The organism is Roseateles sp. (genome assembly GCF_039595595.1).
Taxonomy (GTDB): Bacteria; Pseudomonadota; Gammaproteobacteria; order Burkholderiales; family Burkholderiaceae_C; genus Roseateles.
In genome coordinates this window covers 112,831-132,496 of record NZ_JBCNLG010000010.1, presented here as the reverse complement: position 1 = coordinate 132,496, position 19,666 = coordinate 112,831, and the positions used below count along the sequence as shown (strand labels likewise).

The 19,666-nt window shown below is 67.1% G+C and carries 13 protein-coding genes and 5 tRNA genes; 13 read left to right on the top strand and 5 right to left on the bottom strand.

The genetic code is table 11. The features are described from left to right. Positions 1-22: 22 nt before the first annotated feature. From lon to ABDW61_RS14410, 7 genes are all read left to right on the top strand, one after another. Positions 23-2,449, top strand: coding sequence for an endopeptidase La (lon, locus tag ABDW61_RS14440; RefSeq protein WP_343639561.1), 2,427 nt, complete (start codon positions 23-25; stop codon positions 2,447-2,449). Positions 2,450-2,656: 207 nt separating this feature from the next. Next, positions 2,657-2,732 (top strand) — tRNA-Gly (locus tag ABDW61_RS14435). Positions 2,733-2,823: 91 nt separating this feature from the next. Beyond that, positions 2,824-2,897, top strand: a tRNA-Cys gene (locus ABDW61_RS14430). A gap of 13 nt (positions 2,898-2,910) precedes the next feature. Continuing rightward, a tRNA-Gly gene (locus ABDW61_RS14425) sits at positions 2,911-2,986 on the top strand. Between the two features lie 49 nt (positions 2,987-3,035). Then, positions 3,036-3,111 (top strand) — tRNA-Gly (locus tag ABDW61_RS14420). Between the two features lie 101 nt (positions 3,112-3,212). Beyond that, positions 3,213-3,299: transfer RNA gene (locus ABDW61_RS14415), tRNA-Leu, on the top strand. Between the two features lie 29 nt (positions 3,300-3,328). Next, the gene (locus ABDW61_RS14410; protein WP_343639559.1) at positions 3,329-4,621 is read left to right on the top strand and encodes an MFS transporter; all 1,293 of its coding nucleotides are present in this window, start codon (positions 3,329-3,331) and stop codon (positions 4,619-4,621) included. A 29-nt stretch (positions 4,622-4,650) separates the two neighbouring features. Here the strand turns inward: ABDW61_RS14410 and murI are convergent, their stop codons facing one another. Further along, positions 4,651-5,460 (bottom strand): glutamate racemase, encoded by an 810-nt coding sequence (murI, locus tag ABDW61_RS14405; RefSeq protein ID WP_343639557.1) that lies wholly within the window; start codon positions 5,458-5,460, stop codon positions 4,651-4,653. Between the two features lie 300 nt (positions 5,461-5,760). On the opposite strand from murI, the gene ABDW61_RS14400 reads away from it, so the two are divergent. The 5 genes from ABDW61_RS14400 (at position 5,761) to ABDW61_RS14380 (ending at position 13,252) form a co-directional block, all read left to right on the top strand. Continuing rightward, on the top strand, positions 5,761-6,510 hold the full coding sequence (locus ABDW61_RS14400; RefSeq protein ID WP_297389849.1) for an electron transfer flavoprotein subunit beta/FixA family protein: 750 nt from the start codon (positions 5,761-5,763) through the stop codon (positions 6,508-6,510). 29 nt (positions 6,511-6,539) lie between these two features. Further along, positions 6,540-7,469 carry an electron transfer flavoprotein subunit alpha/FixB family protein gene (locus tag ABDW61_RS14395; RefSeq protein ID WP_343639555.1) on the top strand — a complete coding sequence of 310 codons (930 nt, stop codon included), beginning with the start codon at positions 6,540-6,542 and terminating at the stop codon, positions 7,467-7,469. Between the two features lie 99 nt (positions 7,470-7,568). Then, positions 7,569-9,362, top strand: coding sequence for an acyl-CoA dehydrogenase (locus ABDW61_RS14390; RefSeq protein ID WP_343639553.1), 1,794 nt, complete (start codon positions 7,569-7,571; stop codon positions 9,360-9,362). An 85-nt stretch (positions 9,363-9,447) separates the two neighbouring features. Continuing rightward, the gene (locus ABDW61_RS14385) at positions 9,448-10,401 is read left to right on the top strand and encodes a nitronate monooxygenase family protein (protein ID WP_343639552.1); all 954 of its coding nucleotides are present in this window, start codon (positions 9,448-9,450) and stop codon (positions 10,399-10,401) included. Positions 10,402-10,618: 217 nt separating this feature from the next. Next, a complete protein-coding gene (locus tag ABDW61_RS14380; RefSeq protein ID WP_343639551.1) occupies positions 10,619-13,252 on the top strand; it encodes a response regulator in 2,634 nt (877 codons plus the stop codon). 50 nt (positions 13,253-13,302) lie between these two features. Here ABDW61_RS14380 and ABDW61_RS14375 read toward each other — a convergent pair whose 3' ends face one another. From ABDW61_RS14375 to ABDW61_RS14365, 3 genes are all read right to left on the bottom strand, one after another. Further along, the gene (locus ABDW61_RS14375) at positions 13,303-14,916 is read right to left on the bottom strand and encodes an ABC transporter substrate-binding protein (protein WP_343639550.1); all 1,614 of its coding nucleotides are present in this window, start codon (positions 14,914-14,916) and stop codon (positions 13,303-13,305) included. Positions 14,917-15,065: 149 nt separating this feature from the next. Further along, entirely contained in the window at positions 15,066-16,673 is a 1,608-nt protein-coding gene (locus ABDW61_RS14370; protein ID WP_343639548.1) for an ABC transporter substrate-binding protein, read from the bottom strand. A gap of 70 nt (positions 16,674-16,743) precedes the next feature. Further along, on the bottom strand, positions 16,744-17,130 hold the full coding sequence (locus ABDW61_RS14365; RefSeq protein ID WP_343639547.1) for a hypothetical protein: 387 nt from the start codon (positions 17,128-17,130) through the stop codon (positions 16,744-16,746). A gap of 76 nt (positions 17,131-17,206) precedes the next feature. Here ABDW61_RS14365 and ABDW61_RS14360 point away from each other — a divergent pair, with 76 nt between their 5' ends. Beyond that, on the top strand, positions 17,207-18,334 hold the full coding sequence (locus tag ABDW61_RS14360; RefSeq protein ID WP_343639546.1) for a branched-chain amino acid ABC transporter substrate-binding protein: 1,128 nt from the start codon (positions 17,207-17,209) through the stop codon (positions 18,332-18,334). Positions 18,335-18,513: 179 nt separating this feature from the next. Here ABDW61_RS14360 and ABDW61_RS14355 read toward each other — a convergent pair whose 3' ends face one another. Next, on the bottom strand, positions 18,514-19,356 hold the full coding sequence (locus tag ABDW61_RS14355) for a 2OG-Fe(II) oxygenase family protein (RefSeq protein WP_343639545.1): 843 nt from the start codon (positions 19,354-19,356) through the stop codon (positions 18,514-18,516). Between the last annotated feature and the right edge of the window lie 310 nt (positions 19,357-19,666).

Sequence of the window (19,666 nt, the reverse complement as noted above, 5' to 3'; positions counted from 1 at the left end):
GGCCTGAGAAAGAGAGGTTTTCATGTCCGGTCATCCGATCCTCCCCGCGGAACCCATCACGCTGCCGCTGCTGCCGCTGCGCGACGTCGTCGTGTTCCCGCACATGGTGATCCCGCTCTTCGTGGGCCGTCCCAAGTCCATCAAGGCCTTGGAAGCGGCGATGGAAGCGGGCCGCCAGATCATGCTGGTCGCGCAGAAGGCGGCCGGCAAGGACGAACCCAAGCCCGACGACATGTTCGAGATGGGTTGCGTCTCCAGCATCCTGCAGATGCTGAAGCTGCCCGACGGCACCGTGAAGGTGCTGGTCGAAGGCCTGCAGCGCGCCACCACCAACAAGATCGAGGACGGCGAGGAGCACTTCACCGCCGAGGTCCTGCCGATCCCGCCGGAAGCCGACGACCAGCCCGAGGTCGAGGCGCTGCGCCGCGCGGTGACGCAGCAGTTCGACCAGTATGTCAAGCTGAACAAGAAGATCCCGCCCGAGATCCTGACGTCCATCGCCGGCATCGACGACGCCGGCCGCCTGGCCGACACGATCGCCGCGCACCTGCCGCTCAAGCTCGATGCCAAGCAGTCGGTGCTGGATCTGTCGGAAGTGGGCAAGCGGCTGGAGAAGCTGCTGGACCTGCTTGAGCACGAGGTCGACATCCTCCAGGTCGAGAAGCGCATCCGTGGCCGCGTCAAGCGCCAGATGGAGAAGTCGCAGCGCGAGTACTACCTGAACGAACAGGTCAAGGCCATCCAGAAGGAACTGGGCGACGGCGAGGAAGGCGCCGACATGGAGGAGCTGGAGAAGAAGATCCAGGCTGCTCGCATGCCGAAGGAAGCGCGCAAGAAGGCCGAGGCGGAGCTCAAGAAGCTCAAGCTGATGTCGCCGATGTCCGCTGAGGCGACCGTCGTGCGCAATTACATCGACACGCTGGTCAACCTGCCGTGGTCGAAGAAGACCAAGATCAAGCACGACCTGGCCAACGCCGAGGCCGTGCTGAACGAGGACCACTACGGCCTGGACAAGGTCAAGGAACGCATCCTTGAATACCTCGCGGTGCAGCAGCGCGTGGACAAGGTCAAGGCGCCGATCCTGTGCCTGGTCGGCCCTCCGGGCGTGGGCAAGACCTCGCTGGGTCAGTCGGTGGCGCGCGCCACGGGCCGCAAGTTCGTCCGCATGGCGCTGGGCGGCGTGCGCGACGAGGCCGAGATCCGCGGTCACCGCCGCACCTACATCGGCTCGATGCCGGGCAAGGTGCTGCAGAGCCTGTCCAAGGTTGGCACGCGCAATCCGCTGTTCCTGCTCGACGAGATCGACAAGCTGGGCATGGACTTCCGCGGCGACCCGTCGTCGGCGTTGCTGGAGGTGCTGGACCCCGAGCAGAACCACACTTTCGCGGACCACTACATCGAGGTCGACTACGACCTGAGCGATGTGATGTTCGTGGCGACGTCGAACTCGCTCAACATCCCGCCGGCGCTGCTGGACCGGATGGAGGTCATCCGCCTGTCGGGCTACACCGAGGACGAGAAGGTCAACATCGCCCAGCGCTACCTGCTGCCCAAGCAACGTGGCAACAATGGCGTGAAGGATGACGAGCTCGAGGTCACCGAAGACGCGATCCGCGGCGTGATCCGCTACTACACCCGCGAGGCCGGCGTGCGTTCGCTGGAGCGCGAGATCTCGAAGATCTGCCGCAAGGTCGTGAAGGGCCTGCAGCTCAAGTCCTTCGAGGGCAAGGTGGTGGTCAACGAGGACAACCTGCACGAGTTCCTCGGCGTGCGCAAGTACGACTTCGGCCGCGCGGAGAAGAAGAACCAGGTCGGCCAGGTGGTCGGTCTGGCGTGGACGGAAGTGGGTGGCGATCTGCTGACCATCGAAGCCACGTCGATGCCGGGCAAGGGCAACATCATCCGCACCGGCTCGCTGGGCGACGTGATGAAGGAATCGGTCGAGGCGGCGCGCACGGTGGTGCGGTCGCGGGCTCGCCGGCTGGGCATCAAGGATGAAGCCTTCGAGAAGCGCGACATCCACGTGCACCTGCCCGATGGCGCGACGCCCAAGGACGGTCCGAGCGCGGGTGCCGCGATGACGACGGCCTTCGTGTCGACGCTGACCGGCATCCCGGTGCGGGCCGACGTCGCGATGACCGGTGAGATCACACTGCGTGGCGAGGTCACGGCGATTGGCGGCCTGAAGGAGAAGCTCCTGGCCGCGCATCGGGGTGGCATCAAGACGGTGATGATTCCGGAAGAGAACGTGAAGGATCTTCAGGACATCCCGGAGAACGTGAAGAACCAGCTGGAGATCGTTCCGGTGCGCTGGATCGACCGCGTGCTCGAGGTGGCGCTGGAGACCTACCCGTCGGCATTGCCGGAGGAAGAGGTCGCTGCGACGCCTCCCGCCGAGAAGGTCGCCGAGCCCAAGCCCGAAGCGGGCGGCGACTCGCTGAAGCACTGACCGCTTCAATGACCCGCGAATGGCGCCTCAGGGCGCCATTCTTCATTGCGGCGCGCTTGGGCGATCTTCATAAAGAATGCGCGGAACTCTTGTGTGAGCGTCAAAAACCGTTCTATACTCTCGGCTTCAGCGCAAACGGTGCTGCGACAGCAAAGCGAATCGCAAGAGACGCAGAGAAGTTGAAGCAGGCAGTGCGTTGAAGACCCTGCGGGAATAGCTCAGTTGGTAGAGCGCAACCTTGCCAAGGTTGAGGTCGCGAGTTCGAGCCTCGTTTCCCGCTCCAGGTTTGAAAAGGATGGAAGCTCCGGCTTCCATTTTTTATCGGAATCGGACAACCAAATCCGGTTTCAACAGAATCCCGTCCAGGGTTCTGGGGCGCGATAGCAAAGCGGTTATGCCCCGGATTGCAAATCCGGTCAGTCCGGTTCGACTCCGGATCGCGCCTCCAAAGAATGGACATTGCGGGAATAGCTCAGTTGGTAGAGCGCAACCTTGCCAAGGTTGAGGTCGCGAGTTCGAGCCTCGTTTCCCGCTCCAATGACACCAAAGGGTGGTTGGATGCTGAGTCATCCGGCTGTCCTGCGATGCGGGAATAGCTCAGTTGGTAGAGCGCAACCTTGCCAAGGTTGAGGTCGCGAGTTCGAGCCTCGTTTCCCGCTCCAAACTCTTCAAAAGGGAAGCCGAGCCGGCTTCCCTTTTTTCTTTCCCGGCGGCCCCGATAATGTCCGGTCACCTCGACTTGGAACTCCTCGGAGCCGTCGCGGCCTGGATGGTGAAATCGGTAGACACAGCGGACTTAAAATCCGCCGCCTTCACCGGCGTACGGGTTCGAGTCCCGTTCCAGGCACCACGCGCATGGTTTCCGGGGCATCGCATCGCATGGCCTTGTTCGCGCAGGAACTGTTGAATCCGGGCGTCCGCAAACGCGAAGTCCTTGGCTGGTCGATGTATGACTTCGCCAATTCCGGCTACACGACCGTCGTCCTGACGGCTGTCTACAACGCGTATTTCGTCGGCGTCCTGGCCAAGGGGCAACCCTCCGCGACGCTGCTGTGGACGGTGCTGGTGGCGTTCTCCAGCTTCGTCGTGATGGTCACGATGCCGGGGCTGGGCGCCTGGGCTGACGCCCACGCGGCCAAGAAGCGGCTGCTGAGCTATTGCACGGGCGGCTGCGTGCTGTCGACGGCGGCGCTGGCCTTCTTCGGGCCCGAACAGCTCTGGTGGGCCGCGGCCGCGGTCGTCATCTCCAACGTGTTCTTCTCGTATGGCGAGTCGCTGATCGCCGCCTTCCTGCCCGAACTCGCGCGGCGCGATGCGCTGGGCCGCGTGTCGGGCTGGGGCTGGGCTGTGGGCTATCTCGGCGGCATGCTCGCGCTGGGCCTGTGCCTGGGCTATGTGCTGAGCGCCTCGGCGCGAGGCGAGTCCGCCAGCCATGCCGTCCCGGTGACGATGCTGATCACCGCGGCCTTCTATCTGCTGGCCGCCGTGCCCACCTTCCTGCTGATGCGCGAGCGCGCCGATCCCTGTGCAACGCGACGCGCCGCACACATGGGGTCAGGCCTGTCGCAGCTCTGGGCGTCGTGGCAGCGGGCCCGCGCCTATCCCGACTTCCTGCGCCTGCTCGCCTGCGGCACCAGCTACCAGGCCGGCATCGCCGTGGTCATCGCGCTCGCGGCCGTCTATGCGGAGCAGGCGCTGGGCTTCACGCCGGCGCAGACGATGACGCTGGTGTTCGTGGTCAACATCGCGTCGGCCGTCGGCGCCTTCGCCTTCGGCTACTACGAGGACCGCATCGGCCACCAGCCGGCGCTCGCGGTCACGCTGGTGGGCTGGATGATGATGGTGCTGCTCGCCTTTGTGGCGACGAGCGCCTGGCTCTTCTGGATCGCCGCGCTGATCGCCGGCCTGTGCATGGGTTCGAGCCAGTCCTGTGGCCGTGCGCTGGCGGGCGCGCTCGCGCCGCATGACCGCCTGGCCGAGTTCTTCGGCCTGTGGACCTTCGCGACGCGGCTCGCCGCGATCATCGGCCCGCTGACCTATGGCGCGGTCACCGCGATGACGTCAGGGAACCACCGGCTCGCGATCCTCGCCACGGGGGTGTTTTTCGCGCTCGGCTATGGGCTGCTCAGACGCGTCGACATGACCCGCGGGCTGGCGCGGGCGCTCGTCTGAGCGAGGGCTGAGCGAGCGGGGCGGCGACCTCAGGCCGCGACGCGGCTGGCCGTCACATCGCGCCAGCCCAGCGCTTCGCGCGCCAGATGCTGGAGCGGCGCGGGGTCGCCGGTGCTTTCGAGCACGATCCCGGCATCGCCGCCGGGCGTGAGGCCGAAGCCTTCCCACACGCGGCGCGCCTGGCGCGCGACCGCGTCCTCGATGTTGAGCAGCCGCACGCCATCGCCCAGCGCGGCCTGAATGCGCGCCTGGATCAGCGGGTAATGCGTGCAGCCCAGCAGCACCGTGTCGACGCCGGCCGCGCGCAGCGTCGCGCAATAGCGATCGACCAGCTCGCCGAGTTCCGCGCTGCGAAGGTCGCCGCGCTCGATCAGGGTCACGAGGCCGGGGCAGGGCTGGCTGATGAGCTCGACGTCGCTGGCATGCGCCGCGACGAGTTGCTCATAGCGGCGGCTCGCGATCGTCGCCGTTGTTGCCATGACGCCGATGCGTCCGTTGCGCGTCGCCGCGACGGCCGGCTTCACGCCGGGCTCGATGCCGACGACCGGCCAATGCGGCCAGCGCTCGCGCATGGCCTGCACCGCATGCGCCGTGGCCGTGTTGCAGGCCACGACGGCCATCACGGCGCCGACGCGGTGCAGATGCTCCGCCACCTTCACGCTCCGATCGATGATGTACTCGCTGCTGCGGTCGCCATAAGGCGCGTGCGCGGTGTCGGCGAGGTAGCGCAGCGGCACGCCGGGCAACTGTTCGCGCAAGGCCTTCAGCACGGTCAGGCCTCCGACGCCGGAGTCGAAGACCCCGATCGAAGGGATGCGGGTCGCTGGCGAGGGAAGCACCGATGGCGGGGGGGCAGGAGATGCAGAACGGGAAGTCGTCATCGTGGGGCGGCGTGTCGGGAGCGGAGTCTAGAGGGATTCCCTCATTCGTGCCCCCAAGCTGCTTGGCATCCTCCGTTCGATGGCTAGAATAGAACGATCGTTCGTTTTATTTTCGAGCCGGCGCCGACCAGGCGCACCCCGGGCGCCCGGGATCTCCGGGACGGGAGCAGGGCGCATGACGGCTGGGAGACACGGGAGCGCCCCGGGGCTCCCCTAGAATCTGATTAACGTTAACGTCAATCCGCTTGGAGTGCTTCGATGAAGGTATTGGTCCCCGTCAAACGAGTCGTCGATTACAACGTCAAGGTGCGCGTCAAGAGTGACGGGACCGGCGTGGACATCGCCAACGTGAAGATGTCGATGAATCCCTTCGACGAGATCGCCGTTGAAGAGGCGGTGCGTCTGAAGGAGAAGGGCGTGGTCACCGAGGTGATCGCCGTGTCCTGCGGGGTCACGCAATGCCAGGAGACGCTGCGCACCGCGATGGCCATCGGCGCCGACCGCGCCATCCTCGTCGAGACCGACGCGGAGCTGCAGCCGCTGGCCGTGGCCAAGCTGCTCAAGGCGCTGGTCGACAAGGAGCAGCCGCAGCTGGTGATCCTGGGCAAGCAGGCCATCGACGACGACTGCAACCAGACCGGCCAGATGCTGGCCGCGCTGACGGGCCTGCCGCAAGGCACCTTCGCGTCGAAGGTGGAAGTGGCCGACGGCAAGGTCGCGGTGACGCGTGAAGTGGACGGCGGCCTCGAGACGGTCAGCCTGACGCTGCCGGCGGTCGTGACGACCGACCTGCGCCTGAACGAGCCGCGCTACGTGACGCTGCCCAACATCATGAAGGCCAAGAAGAAGCCGCTGGACGTGGTCAAGCCGGCCGACCTGGGCGTGGACGTGGCGCCGCGCATCAAGACGTTGTCGGTGGCCGAGCCCCCGAAGCGCAGCGCCGGCATCAAGGTGCCGGACGTAGCCACGCTGGTCACCAAGCTGAAGACCGAGGCCAAGGTCATCTGAGCCCCCAGAACAAGATTCGGAGATAAGACATGACCATCCTCGTCATCGCTGAACACGACAACGCCTCGCTCAAGGGCGCCACCCACCACGTGGTCACCGCCGCCGCCGCCATCGGTGGCGACGTGCACGTGCTGGTCGCCGGCTCCAACGCCGGTGCCGCCGCGCAGGCCGCGGCGAAGATCTCGGGCGTCGCCAAGGTGCTGCACGCCGACGGCGCCCAGTTCGCCGACGGCCTGGCCGAGAACGTCGCCGCGCAGGTGCTCGCCATCGCCAAGGACTACTCGCACGTCCTGTTCCCGGCCACCGCCGCGGGCAAGAACGTCGCACCGCGCGTGGCCGCGCTGCTGGACGTGGGCCAGGTGAGCGACATCACCAAGGTCGTCTCGGCCGACACCTTCGAGCGTCCGATCTACGCCGGCAACGCGATCGCGACCGTGCAGTCGACTGACGCGGTCAAGGTGATCACCGTCCGCACGACCGGTTTCGATTCGGCGGCCGAAGGCGGCAGCGCCGCGGTCGAATCGCTGACGGCCGTGGCCGACAGCGGCAAGAGCAGCTTCGTTGGCCGCGAGGTGACCAAGAGCGACCGCCCCGAGCTGACCGCCGCCAAGATCATCGTGTCGGGTGGCCGCGCGCTGGGCAGCAGCGACAAGTTCAACGAAGTGCTGACCCCGCTGGCCGACAAGCTGAACGCCGCGCTGGGCGCCTCGCGCGCCGCGGTGGACGCGGGCTACGCGCCCAACGACTGGCAGGTCGGCCAGACCGGCAAGATCGTCGCGCCGCAGCTGTACATCGCGGCCGGCATCTCGGGCGCGATTCAGCATCTGGCCGGCATGAAGGACTCCAAGGTGATCGTGGCGATCAACAAGGATCCGGAGGCGCCGATCTTCTCCGTCGCCGATTACGGCCTGGAAGCGGATCTGTTCACGGCCGTCCCTGAACTGGTCAAGGCCCTGTAATCGATCGCTGAGCACCGCGGCCGCATCGAACGGTCGCAGACAAGACCAAGGGCGCCCGCCGACGACGCGCGGCGCCCTTTTTTCATCCGGAGACACTCCATGACCTACCGCGCCCCGATCAAGGACATGCTGTTCGACATGCAGGCCCTGGCTGGCCTGCAGACGCTGTCCGAGCAGATTCCCGCGTTCGCCGACCATGGCCTGGACACCGCGCAGGCGGTGCTCGAGGAATCGGCCAAGCTCAACGAGGACGTCATCGCCCCGCTGAACGTGGAAGGCGACAAGAACCCCTCGTACTGGAAGAACGGCGAGGTCTTCGCGACGCCCGGCTTCAAGGAGGCGTTCAAGCAGTACGTCGAGGGTGGCTGGCAGGGGCTGCAGCATCCGGAGGCTTATGGCGGCCAGGGCCTGCCCAAGACGATCGGCGCGGCTTGCGGCGAAATCGTGCAGGCGGCCAACGTCAGCTTCGCGCTGTGCCCGCTGCTGACCGACGGTGCGATCGAGGCGCTGCTGGTGGCGGGCTCGGAGGCGCAGAAGCAGACCTTCATCCCCAAGCTGATCTCCGGCGAGTGGACCGGCACGATGAACCTGACCGAGCCGCAGGCGGGCTCGGACCTGGCGATGGTGCGCACGCGCGCCGAGCCGCAGGGCGACGGCACCTACAAGATCTTCGGCACCAAGATCTTCATCACCTGGGGCGAGCACGACATGGCGGACAACATCGTCCACCTGGTGCTGGCCCGCGTGCCGGGCGCCCCGGAAGGCGTGAAGGGCATCAGCCTGTTCCTGGTGCCCAAGTTCCTGGTCAACGCGGACGGCTCGCTGGGCGCGCGCAATGACGCGCACTGCGTGTCCATCGAGCACAAGCTCGGCATCAAGGCCAGCCCGACTGCGGTGCTGCAATTCGGCGATCACGGTGGTGCCATCGGAACGCTGATCGGCGAGGAGAACCGCGGCCTCGAATACATGTTCATCATGATGAATGCGGCCCGCTTCGGCGTGGGCGTGCAGGGCATCGCGGTGGCGGACCGGGCCTACCAGAAGGCGGTCGAGTACGCGAAGGACCGCGTGCAGTCGCGCCCGGTGGATGGCTCGTCGAAGGACGCGGCCGCGATCATCCACCACCCCGACGTGCGCCGCATGCTGATGACGCAGCGCGCGCTGGTCGAGGGCTGCCGCGCGATGGCGATCGACGCCGCCGCGGCCTACGACATGGCGCATCACCACGAGGATGCTGAGACCCGCCAGCAGGCGCAGGCCTTCTACGAATTCATGGTGCCGCTGGTCAAGGGCTACAGCACCGAGATGAGCCTGGAGGTGACCTCGCTGGGCGTGCAGGTGCACGGCGGCATGGGCTTCATCGAGGAGACCGGCGCGGCGCAGTACTACCGCGACGCGCGCATCCTGCCGATCTACGAAGGCACGACCGCGATCCAGGCCAACGACTTGGTGGGCCGCAAGACGGTGCGCGACGGCGGCGCGTTCGCGCGCTCGGTCGCGGCGCAGGTCGAGGAAACCGAAGGCGCGCTGGCCGGCAGCGGCAGCGCCGACGCGCTGGCGGTGCGGGCACAGCTCGCGGCGGCGCGCGCGGCCTTCGTCGACGTCGTCGATTTCATCGCCGCCAACGGCAAGGCCAATCCGAACGCGGCCTTCGCCGGCTCGGTGCCCTACCTGATGGTGGGCGGCAACCTGATGGCCGGCTGGCAACTGGCGCGCTCGCTGCTGGCGGCGCAGGAGCTCAAGGCCGCCGGCCAGGATGTCGCCTTCATGGACGCCAAGATCGCCACCGCGCGCTTCTACGCCGAGCACATCCTGCCGCGCTGCGCCGCGCAGCGCGACGCGATCGTGAACGGCGCCGGCAGCGTGATGGCGCTGCCGGTCGACGCCTTCTGATCCAGCCCGCATCGTCCCCGGCGTGACGCGTGTCAGCGCGCACCCGGGGCAACATCCGACGACATTGACCCGAGGAGATTCCGAGGTGGCACTTCCCCCGCTGTTCAACAAGCTGCGTCTGCCGGTGATCGGCTCGCCGCTGTTCATCATCAGCAATCCGAAGCTGGTGATCGCGCAATGCAAGGCCGGCATCGTGGGCTCGATGCCGGCGCTGAACGCGCGTCCGGCCGAGCTGCTCGACGAGTGGCTGGCCGAGATCACCGAGACGCTGGCCGCGCATGACCGCGCGCATCCGGAGTCGCCGGCGGCGCCGTTCGCGATCAACCAGATCGTGCACAAGAGCAATGACCGGCTCGAGCACGACATGGCCCTGTGCGCCAAGTACAAGGTGCCCATCGTGATCACCTCGCTGGGCGCGCGCGAGGACGTCAACGCCGCGGTGCACGGCTGGGGCGGCATCGTGCTGCACGACATCATCAACAACAAGTTCGCGAGGAAGGCGATCGAGAAGGGCGCCGACGGCCTGATCGCCGTCGCGGCGGGCGCCGGCGGCCATGCGGGCGTCAAGAGCCCGTTCGCGCTGATCCAGGAGATCCGCGAATGGTTCGACGGCCCGCTGGCGCTGTCGGGCTCGATGGCCAGCGGCGACGCGATCCTGGCGGCGCAGGCGATGGGCGCGGACCTGGCCTACATCGGCTCGGCCTTCATCGCGACCGAGGAGGCGCGCGCCGCCGACGAATACAAGCAGATGATTGTCGAGAGCAACAGCGACGACATCGTCTACAGCAACCTGTTCACTGGCGTGCACGGCAACTACCTGAAGGGCTCGATCGTGAAGGCGGGGCTCGATCCGGAGAACCTGCCCGAGAGCGATCCGACGAAGATGAACTTCGGCGGCAACGGCGCGAAGGCGTGGAAGGACGTATGGGGCAGCGGCCAGGGCATCGGCGCGATCCGCGAGGTGCTGCCGGCCGGCGAACTGGTCGCGCGCTTCGGCCGCGAGTACGCCGCGGCACGCCAGCGTCTGGCGCTGGCCTGAAGACGTGAAGTCCTGAAGGCTGAACGGCTGAACGGCTGAACGGCCGGACAGCTTTGGGGACCTTCCCACGCTGCACAACGCCCCGCTCGCCGGGGCGTTGTGCTTTCTGGCCTGCGATGCGTGTGGGCCCCGGGCAGTCGAATGAGCGGTTGCAATCCGCCAGCCGATGGGCAACCATCCGGAGACAGTCGATCGGGCATGCCTTCAGGGAGGCAGCGTGGGCGAAGTCGATGCACGGCGCGGCGCTTCGGGCGACGCGCAACGCGACGCTCGTGACGTCGCAGCCAATGGGGAGGCGCGGGAGGTGCGGGAGCGGCAGGAGCCGCCGCAGGACCCGGCGCCATCCTTTCTCGCGATCCAGCCGGCCGATCGCCGCGCGCGATCCCGCGCGCTGGCGACGATCGCGCTGTCCATCGGCATCTGCCTGGCGCTGCTGCCTTTCGCCAAGGTGCAGCTGCCGGCGGTGGCCGCCTTCATTCCGGCCTATGAGGCCGCGCTCATCCTCAACGACCTGATCACCGCCGCGCTGCTCTACGGCCAGTGGCGGATCACGCGCTTGCCGGCGCTGTCGGTGCTGGCCAGCGGCTATCTCTTCACCGCGACGATCACGATCGGCCACGCGCTGTCCTTCCCGGGCGTGTTCGCGCCCGATGGCGCGATCGGTGCGGGCCCCCAGACGACAGCCTGGCTCTACATGGCCTGGCACGGCGGCTTTCCGCTGTTCGTGATCGCGTACGCGTGGATGCGGCGCCGCGCGCCTCCCGTGATTGCGGGCGGCATCGATTCGCCGTGGAAGGAGGGGCAGGAGCGGCAGGAACGGCGCGTCGCGCTGGTCGCGACGGGCATCGCGCTCGGGCTCGGCGTGGGTCTGACCGTGCTGGCGACGGCCGGTCATGACTGGCTTCCCGCGATCATGGACGGCAACCGCTACACGCCCGCGATGATCGTCGCGGTCGGCACGGTGTGGGCCGTGTGCATCGCGGGGCTCGCGGCGCTGCTCTCGCGCCGCCGCGAGGCGAGCGTGCTCGACCTGGGCCTGCGCGTGGTGCTGGTCGCCTGGCTCTGCGACATCGCGCTGTCGGCGATGCTCAATGGCGGCCGCTATGACCTGGGCTTTTACGCCGGCCGCATTTACGGCCTGATCGCGTGCGGCGCCGTGCTGGTCGAGCTGTTGCTGGAGAACGCCGTCCTCTACGCGCGGCTGGCGCAGACGCATGGCCGCGAGCGCGAGCGTTCATCGGAGCTGGCGCTGGCGCGCGACGAGGCCCAGCGTGCGAACGCGGCCAAGAGCCTGTTCCTGGCGAGCATGAGCCACGAGATCCGCACGCCGATGAACGCGGTGATCGGCCTGACGCACCTGGCGCTGCAAGGGCCGCTCGAAGGGCGCCAGCACGAGTACGTGGCCAAGGCGCATGCGTCGTCGAAGGCGCTGCTGGCGCTGCTCAACGACATCCTGGACTACTCCAAGGTGGAGGCCGGCAAGATCAGCCTGGAGGCGGAGGAGTTCGGCATCGAGGAGGTGGTGGAGAACGTCGGCGAGCTGTTCTCGGCGCGGCTCGAGGAGACGGGGCTGGACCTGGTCTTCGAGATCGACCGTGACGTGCCGCCGCGCACGGTGGGCGACGCGTTCCGGCTGACGCAGGTGCTGAACAACCTGGTGGGCAACGCGATCAAGTTCACGCCGCGCGGTGAGATCGTGATCCGCGTCGAGGTGCAGGAGCGCGCGGCGGGCCGGGTGTGCCTGGCGCTGTCGGTGCGCGACACCGGCATCGGCATGAGCCGCGAGACGCGCGAGCAGCTCTTCGAGGCTTTCGCGCAAGGGGAGATGGGCACGGCGAGGCGCTTTGGCGGGACGGGTCTCGGGCTGGCGATCTGCCGGCGGCTGGTCACCTTGATGGACGGCGACATCGCGGTGGAAAGCGAGCCCGGGCAGGGCTCGACCTTCCGCTTCAGCGCGTGGTTCGGTCTGCCGGCGGCGGGCGCGGCGCGGCGCGACCTCTATCGGATCCGCGGCATGCGCGCGCTGGTGATGGATGGCCAGCCGACCGAACGCGAGGCCTGGAGCCAGATGCTGTCGAGCTGGCGATTCCAGGTGAGCACGGCGGCCTTCGTCGACGACGCGGTGTTCAAGAGCCAGCGCGCGGTGGGGCACGACGCGCCGTACGAGCTGCTCGTGCTGGACTGGAAGACCGGCGCGCTGGAGGTGCTGGACAAGATTCGGGCGCTGTGCCTGGAGCGCGCCCAGCCGCTGCCGCGGGTCGTGGTGCTGGCGGGGGCGCATCAACTCGATGCCGTCGGGCGGGAGCTGGGGCGCCGGCCGGGGCTGGAGGTGCTGGCCAAGCCGGTGACGCCGTCGCGCCTGTTCGAGGCGATCGTGCGCCTGCAGCATGGCACTGCCGCGCCCAAGGTGGCGCGGCCGCTGGAAAAATCGCTCGATGAGGCGCTGCGGCCCTTGCGGGGCGCCGAGGTGCTGCTGGTCGAGGATGACCCGGTGAATCAGCAGGTGGCGCAGGCCTTCCTCGAACTGGGCGGCTTGACGGTGACCATCGCGGGCAATGGCCTTCAGGCCGTCGATCTCGTGCGCGAGCGCGACTTCGACCTGGTGCTGATGGACATGCAGATGCCGGAGATGGGCGGCATCGAGGCGGCGCGCTGCATCCGGCTGCTGCCGCAGGGGCATGGGTTGCCGATCGTCGCGATGACGGCGGCGGCGATGGACGAGGACCGCCAGGCCTGCCTCGCTGCGGGGATGGACGCGCACATCGGCAAGCCGATCGTGCCGGCCGAGCTCGTCGAGGTGCTGCTGAAGTGGACCCGGCCGCCGAGCCGGGTCGCCGATGGCGTGGCGTGATGGTGGTTCGGGCGTTGGCGTAGAGAGCCCTGAGGGGCTCCCGTCACCGATCACTTGATCGTCGTGAACCGCGCCTCCGGCCGGTCGTCCGAGCGGTGCGGCGTGCTGACCGTCTTCTTCATCGCCCACGGGCGCACCTGGTGGTGCAGCGGGATGAAGAACACCTCATCGCGGATGCGCACCAGCCCCTCCTTCAGCAGCGCGTTGCGCTTGGCCACATCGCCTTCGACCTTCGCGGCATCGATGATCTGGTCCAGCTTCGCGTCGCTCAGGCGGAAGTAGTTGCCGCTGCCGTCCGCGCCCCCGGTGCGCGTGCGCGCCAGCGATTGCATCGTGTACAGCGCGTCATAGGTCGGCACGCCCCAGCCGTACAGGAACAGCGGGTACTCGAAGGCCTGCAGCTTCGGGCTGAAGGTGCTGAAGGACTCCGTCTGCAGCCGCGCCTTGATCCCCACCTTGCTCCACATCGACACCACCGCCAGGCAGATCTCCTCGTCATTGACGTAGCGGTTGTTGGGGCAGTTCATCGGCACTTCGAAGCCGTTCGGGTACCCGGCCTCCGCGAGCAGCTTGCGCGCGCGCTCGGCATCGGCCTTCGTCGCGACGTCGATGTCCGGCGCGTTGCCGTTCACGCCCGGCGCGACCATGATCCCCGCCGGCACCGACAGGCCCCGCATCGTCGCGCGCTTGATCGCCTCGCGGTCGATCGCCAGCGACATCGCCTCGCGCACGCGCTTGTCCTTGAACGGGTTCTTGCCGGTCACGCTGGCGCCCTTGAGCTGCTCGCTGCCCTGGTCCATGCCGATGAAGATCGTGCGCGTCTCGCTGCCCTCGGCGACGCTGAGCCTGGCATCGGCCTTGAGCCGCCCCACGTCCTGCGTCGGAATGTCGGACAGCAGGTCCACGTCGCCCGACAGCAGCGCCGCGACACGCGTCGGGTCGGACTTGATCGGCGTGTAGATCACCTCGTCGACATTGGTCGCGTTCTTCGCGTCCCACCAGTCCTTGTTCTGGACCATCGTGATGCGCTGGTCCGGCTGCCAGCCGGTGATGCGGTAGGGCCCGGTGCCATTGGCGTTGCGCGTCGCAAAGGTCTCCTCCTTGGCCTTGAAGTCCGGCAGATTGACCGCCTTGTTCTTCTCCGCCCAGGTCTTGCTCATGATCCGGAAGTCGACGAACTGGCGCAGCAGGATGGGATTGGGCGCCGCGAGGATCACGTCGATCGTGTTCGCATCGACCTTCTTGATGTCGGTGACGCCGGCGACGAACGGATGCATCGTGCCCACCGGTTGCTTGATGCGGTGGAAGGAGAACACCACGTCGTCCGCGGTGAACGGCGAGCCGTCATGAAACTTGACGCCCTTGCGCAGCTCGAAGCGCCAGGTGGTCGGGCTGGTCTGGGTCCATTTCGTCGCGAGCGAGGGCTCGACCTGGTACTGGCGGTCGTAGCGGGTCAGGCCCTCGTAGGCGTGCTGCGCGATCGCGTTGGTCGTGCTGTGATTCTGCGAGTGCGGATCCAGCGTCAGCACGTCGTTCTGCGCGGCCCAGCGCAACGGCGCCGCGTGCGCGGACAGCCCGGGCAGGACGGACAGCAGCGCTGCTGCTGCGGCAGCGCACAGCGCGGTGCGGGGAGATCGGATCGATCCGGAAGAGATCCTCGGCATGAGCGGCAGCTCCTTGGCGATGTCGTTAAGAAGACGTGAAGTCGCTGGATGCTAGCCGCGGACGCGCCCATGGACGACCGGCCCGGCCTCGGGGATTGCCCCAAGGACGGGCCGGCAAATCCGGTCGGCGAGGAAGGAAATGCGAGGCGCTACTTGATCGTCGTGAAGCGCGCCTGCGGCCGGTCGTCGGCGCGATGCAGCGTCTGCAGGTTGGCGCGCATCGCCCACGGGCGCACCTGGTGGTGCAACGGGATGAAGAGATATTGATCGCGGATCCGCACCAGCCCGTCGCGCAGCAGCGCATCGCGCTTGGCGACATCGATCTCGCTCTTGGCCGCGTCGATCAGCTTGTCGAGCTCGGAATCGCTGACCTTGGAGAAGTTGAAGCTGCCGTCTGCGCCGCCACTGCGGGTACGCGCCAGCGCCTGCATCGCGTAGAGCGCGTCGCGCGTGGACACGCCCCAGCCGAGCATGTACAGCGGCGCCTCGAAGCGCTGGAACAGCTGGCTGTGCTGCGACATCGGCTGCGCGGTCAGCCGCGCGGTGATGCCGATCTTGCTCCACATCGACACCACCGCCAGGCAGACCTTCTCGTCGTTGACGTAGCGGTTGTTGGGGCAGTTCAGCGGGACCTCGAAGCCGCTGGGATAGCCGGCATCGGCCAGCAGCTTCTTCGCCTTGGCGATGTCGGGCGCGCGCGGCTTGTCCAGCGCCGCGTCATAGCCGTGCACGCCGGGCGCGACCATCAGCGCCGCCGGCACCGACAGCCCGCGCATGATGCTGCGCTTGATGGCCTCACGGTCGATGGCCAGCGACAGCGCCTCGCGCACGCGGACGTCCTTGAACGGGTTCTTGCCCTTCACCGACGAGCCGCGCAGCTCGTCGCTGCCCAGGTCCATCGCGAAGAAGATGGTGCGGGTCTCGGGGCCGTCGATGGTCTTGAGCTTGCTGTCCGCCTTCAGCGAGCCGACGTCCTGCGTCGGCACGTCGGTCAGCAGGTCCACGTCGCCCGAGGTCAGCGCCGCGACCCGCGTCGGGTCCGACTTGATCGGGATGTAGCTGACCTCGGTGATGTTGCCCTTGTTCTTGTCCCACCACGCCTTGTTGATGACCATCGAGACCTTCTGGTCCGGCTGCCACGAGGTGATCTCGTAGGGGCCGGTGCCGGCGGCGTGGCGGCTGGCGTAGTTCTCGTCCTTGGCCTTGTAATCGGCCATCTGCGTCGCCTTGTTCTTCTCGGACCAGGCCTTGCTCATGATCCGGAAGTCGATCAGGTTGCGCAGCAGGATCGGCTGCGGCGAGTCCAGCATCAGATCGATGGTGAAGTCGTCGATCTTCTTGATCTCCTTGATGCCGGTGACGTAGATCTGCATCGTGCCCTGCGGCTGGCGGATGCGGTTGAAACTGAAAATCACGTCGTCCGCGGTGAACGGGGAGCCATCGTGGAACTTCACGCCCTTGCGCAGCTCGAAGCGCACCTGCGTCGGGCTGATCGCCGTCCACCTCGTGGCCAGGCAGGGCTCGATCTCCCAGTCCTCGCTGTAGCGGGTCAGGCCCTCGTAGGCGTGCTGCAGGATGGCGGTGGTGGTCGTGTGGTCCTGCGAGTGCGGATCCAGCGTCAGCACATCGTTCTGCGCGGCCCAGCGCAACGGCACGGCCTGCGCGATGGACACGGCGGCCGATGCGCCAAGCGCGATCGCCAGGGACAGCGCCACGCGGGCGCGGACGAAGCGGGAATCTCTCGGGGTGCGAGACATGGGGGGCCTCCGTGAAGCCTGGGTCAGGCGATGCACGGGCGATGCTAGACCCGCTGGGGCCAGGCGTTGCTTAGCGCTTCTCCGGGGGCCGGGTGGGCGGAGCAGGTTCGGATGGAGCGCCCTGGGGTTCGAGTTCCGCGTCGCAGCCGATGCCCGCGGCGATGAGTCGCCGCGCGTAGCGCCGGATCAGCCGGTTGACGAGGCCGTCGGGCCGGCATGTGGGCAAGCCCACATAGCGCGTCGGATGGACCAGCATGCCGCAGCGGTACTGGCGCTGCGACTCGGACCAGACCAGCGCCCGGCAAGCCCCATGGCGCTTGAGGCTGACCACCGCGCCCAGCGGGCAGGGCTCGGCCAGGCAGCACACACCGCAGCCGTTGCACGGCTCGCCGACAGCGGGCTTGGGAGGCGCCTCGGGCTGGACCCAGATGACGCGGCCGGAGGAAGCGCGGGACATGCGCCACTGTAGACGTGGTCGGGCGACATGCCATTTCTTCGTAGACTCGCGGTCTCCCTTACCGAGGAAGACAACCATGAACAAGACCACCCTGAAAGCGCTGGCGCTCGCCGCCAGCTTCGCCGCGCTCGGCTGCCAAGCCCAGGAACGCGTGCGCATCGGCTTCATGAGCCCCGTCACCGGCCCACAGGCCGGCTATGGCATCGACAACCGCGACGGCGCGGCCCTGGCCATCAAGGAACTGAACGCCAAGGGCGTCAAGGTGGGCGGCAAGCCCGTGATCCTCGAACTCGACGTCAACGACGACGGCGCCGATCCGCGCCAGGGCGTGCAGGTGGCGCAGGCTCTGGTCGACAAGAAGATCAAGTTCGTCCTCGGACCGTACAACTCGGGCGTGACCATGCCCGCGTCGCGGGTGTTCTCCGACGGCGGCGTCATCGTCCTGACAGTGGCCTCCAACCCGCGCATCACGCAGCAGCCCAACCAGACCAACCTGTTCCGCATCGGCGCCACCGACAACCAGCTCGGCGCCAAGATGGCCGTCTACGCCGCCCAGGATCTCAAGGTCAAGACCGTGGCCGTCATCGACGACCGCACAGCGTATGGCCAGGGCGTCTCCCAAGAGTTCACCGCGCAGGCCGCCAAGCTGGGCATCAAGGTCGTGGCCAAGGAATTCACCAGCGACAAGGCCACGGATTTCAGCTCCATCCTGACCGCCGTCAAGGCCGCCAAGCCAGACGCCGTGTTCTATGGCGGCTATTCGGCCCAGGGCGGCCCGATGCTGCGCCAGATGCGCGGCCTGGGCATCACCGCCCCCCTGCTCGGCGGCGACGGGATCTGCTCGACCGAGACCGCCACGCTGTCGCAGGTCTCCGGCGACATGAACGTCTATTGCACCCAGGGCGGCGCGCTCATCGACCGCAGCGCCAAGGGCAAACAATTCATGGAAAAGTACAAGGCCGAATTCAAGCGCGATCCGCTGACCTACGCGGCATCGTTCTATGACGGGGCCTACCTCCTGGCGGGCGCGATCGAGGCGACACAGTCGACCGATCCGAAGAAGATCGGCGAACACCTGGCGAAGTCCTCGTTCACCGGGGTCGCCGGCGAGTACGCCTATGACGAGCGCCATGACCTGAAGTCGTCCGCAGTCACCGTGTTTGGGTTCAAGGGCAAGGACGTGGTGCCCATCAAGAGCCTTTGATCGACCGAGCGCAGAGCCGGCGGCGCCGGTGCCCCTCTGCGCTCACAGTCTTCCCTGCGGTCCAGGGTTCGCTCCGAGGGGCACCGGCGCCGCCGGCTCTCGAAAGATCGTGGGGCGCGCTCCAAGTACAAAGGCCCCGTCCCGCAAGGGAAGGGGCCTCTGTCTCAAGGCGTCCAGCCTTACGTCTTGACGCCCAGTTCTCTCAGGCGCTCCTCCAGGTACTCGTGCGCCGTGTAACGGTCCGACAGGACCACGTCCTCCCGCGGATGCAGGAACAGTGGCAGCGACACCCGGCTCTTCTTCGCACCTTCACCCGTCGGATTGACCACGCGGTGTTGCGTCGACGGGTAATACCCCTGCGACGCCTCCTGCAGCATGTCGCCGATGTTGATGATCAACATCCCGAAATCCCCAGGCACATCCACCCAGCTCCCATCCTTGGCCTGCACCTGCAGCCCCGGCTCATTGGCCGCCGGCAGGATCGTCAGCAGATTGATGTCCCCGTGCGCCGCCGCCCGCAACGAACCCTCCGGCTCATTCCCCGTCAGCGGCGGATACCGCAGCACCCGCAGCAGCGTCAGCCGGCTGTCCTTGATCATGTTGGACAGCGGCTCGCGATAGTTCTTCGCGATCTCCGCCGGCGTATGCGCCTCCACCCACGACAGCAGCTCCGCCGCCAGATCATTGGCGATGCGGTAGTAGCGCATCGCGTCGTCCTTCAGCGACGCGGGAATCCGCCCCCACGGATAGATGTGGAAGTACTCCTTGATGTCCTTCTGCGTGTGCCCCTTGGCCGTCTCCGAGATCTCGGTCGAAAAATACCCGTCCTGCGTCTCCTTCGAGAACGCCAGCTCATGTTTCTCGGTGCTGTTGAAGTAGCCGAGCCAGTCGGCATAGATCTTCTCGACCAGGTCTTGCGGCAGGGGGTGATTCACCAGGACGCCGAAGCCTGTCTCGTGCAGGGAGCGGGTGAATTGCTCGGCCGCATCCGCGGCGCGGTAGTCGACGACTCGAACTTGCATGTGGGATCTCCTGTGGTCCCGGGCAGTCCGCCATTCAATCTCGGGGCGGTACGCCAGCGCGCAGTCTACTTCTATGGGCTATCGCATCGCAAACGTTTGTATGGTTTGACCTGCCGCCTGCTTGATTCAAGTGATGGACAGCCCGCACAACAATTGGGCGAACCCGCAACAACGGCGGAAGCGGCGTGGTGCTACAGTCCTGCGCTTGTGACTTCAGGTCCTTCCCGTCCCCTTTTCTGGCAACAGCAAAGGCGGGTCGCAATCCGCCAACCGGTCAAGCCGTGTCGCGGAAGGTTTGTTAACCAGCCGA

Bases quoted from the DNA above. Each gene is read 5' to 3' on its own strand.
- lon (WP_343639561.1), top strand. From the start codon at position 23: ATGTCCGGTCATCCGATCCTCCCCGCGGAACCCATCACGCTGCCGCTG.
- ABDW61_RS14410 (WP_343639559.1), top strand. From the start codon at position 3,329: ATGGCCTTGTTCGCGCAGGAACTGTTGAATCCGGGCGTCCGCAAACGC.
- ABDW61_RS14400 (WP_297389849.1), top strand. From the start codon at position 5,761: ATGAAGGTATTGGTCCCCGTCAAACGAGTCGTCGATTACAACGTCAAG.
- ABDW61_RS14395 (WP_343639555.1), top strand. From the start codon at position 6,540: ATGACCATCCTCGTCATCGCTGAACACGACAACGCCTCGCTCAAGGGC.
- ABDW61_RS14390 (WP_343639553.1), top strand. From the start codon at position 7,569: ATGACCTACCGCGCCCCGATCAAGGACATGCTGTTCGACATGCAGGCC.
- ABDW61_RS14375 (WP_343639550.1), bottom strand. From the start codon at position 14,916: ATGCCGAGGATCTCTTCCGGATCGATCCGATCTCCCCGCACCGCGCTG.
- ABDW61_RS14370 (WP_343639548.1), bottom strand. From the start codon at position 16,673: ATGTCTCGCACCCCGAGAGATTCCCGCTTCGTCCGCGCCCGCGTGGCG.
- ABDW61_RS14365 (WP_343639547.1), bottom strand. From the start codon at position 17,130: ATGTCCCGCGCTTCCTCCGGCCGCGTCATCTGGGTCCAGCCCGAGGCG.
- ABDW61_RS14360 (WP_343639546.1), top strand. From the start codon at position 17,207: ATGAACAAGACCACCCTGAAAGCGCTGGCGCTCGCCGCCAGCTTCGCC.
- ABDW61_RS14355 (WP_343639545.1), bottom strand. From the start codon at position 19,356: ATGCAAGTTCGAGTCGTCGACTACCGCGCCGCGGATGCGGCCGAGCAA.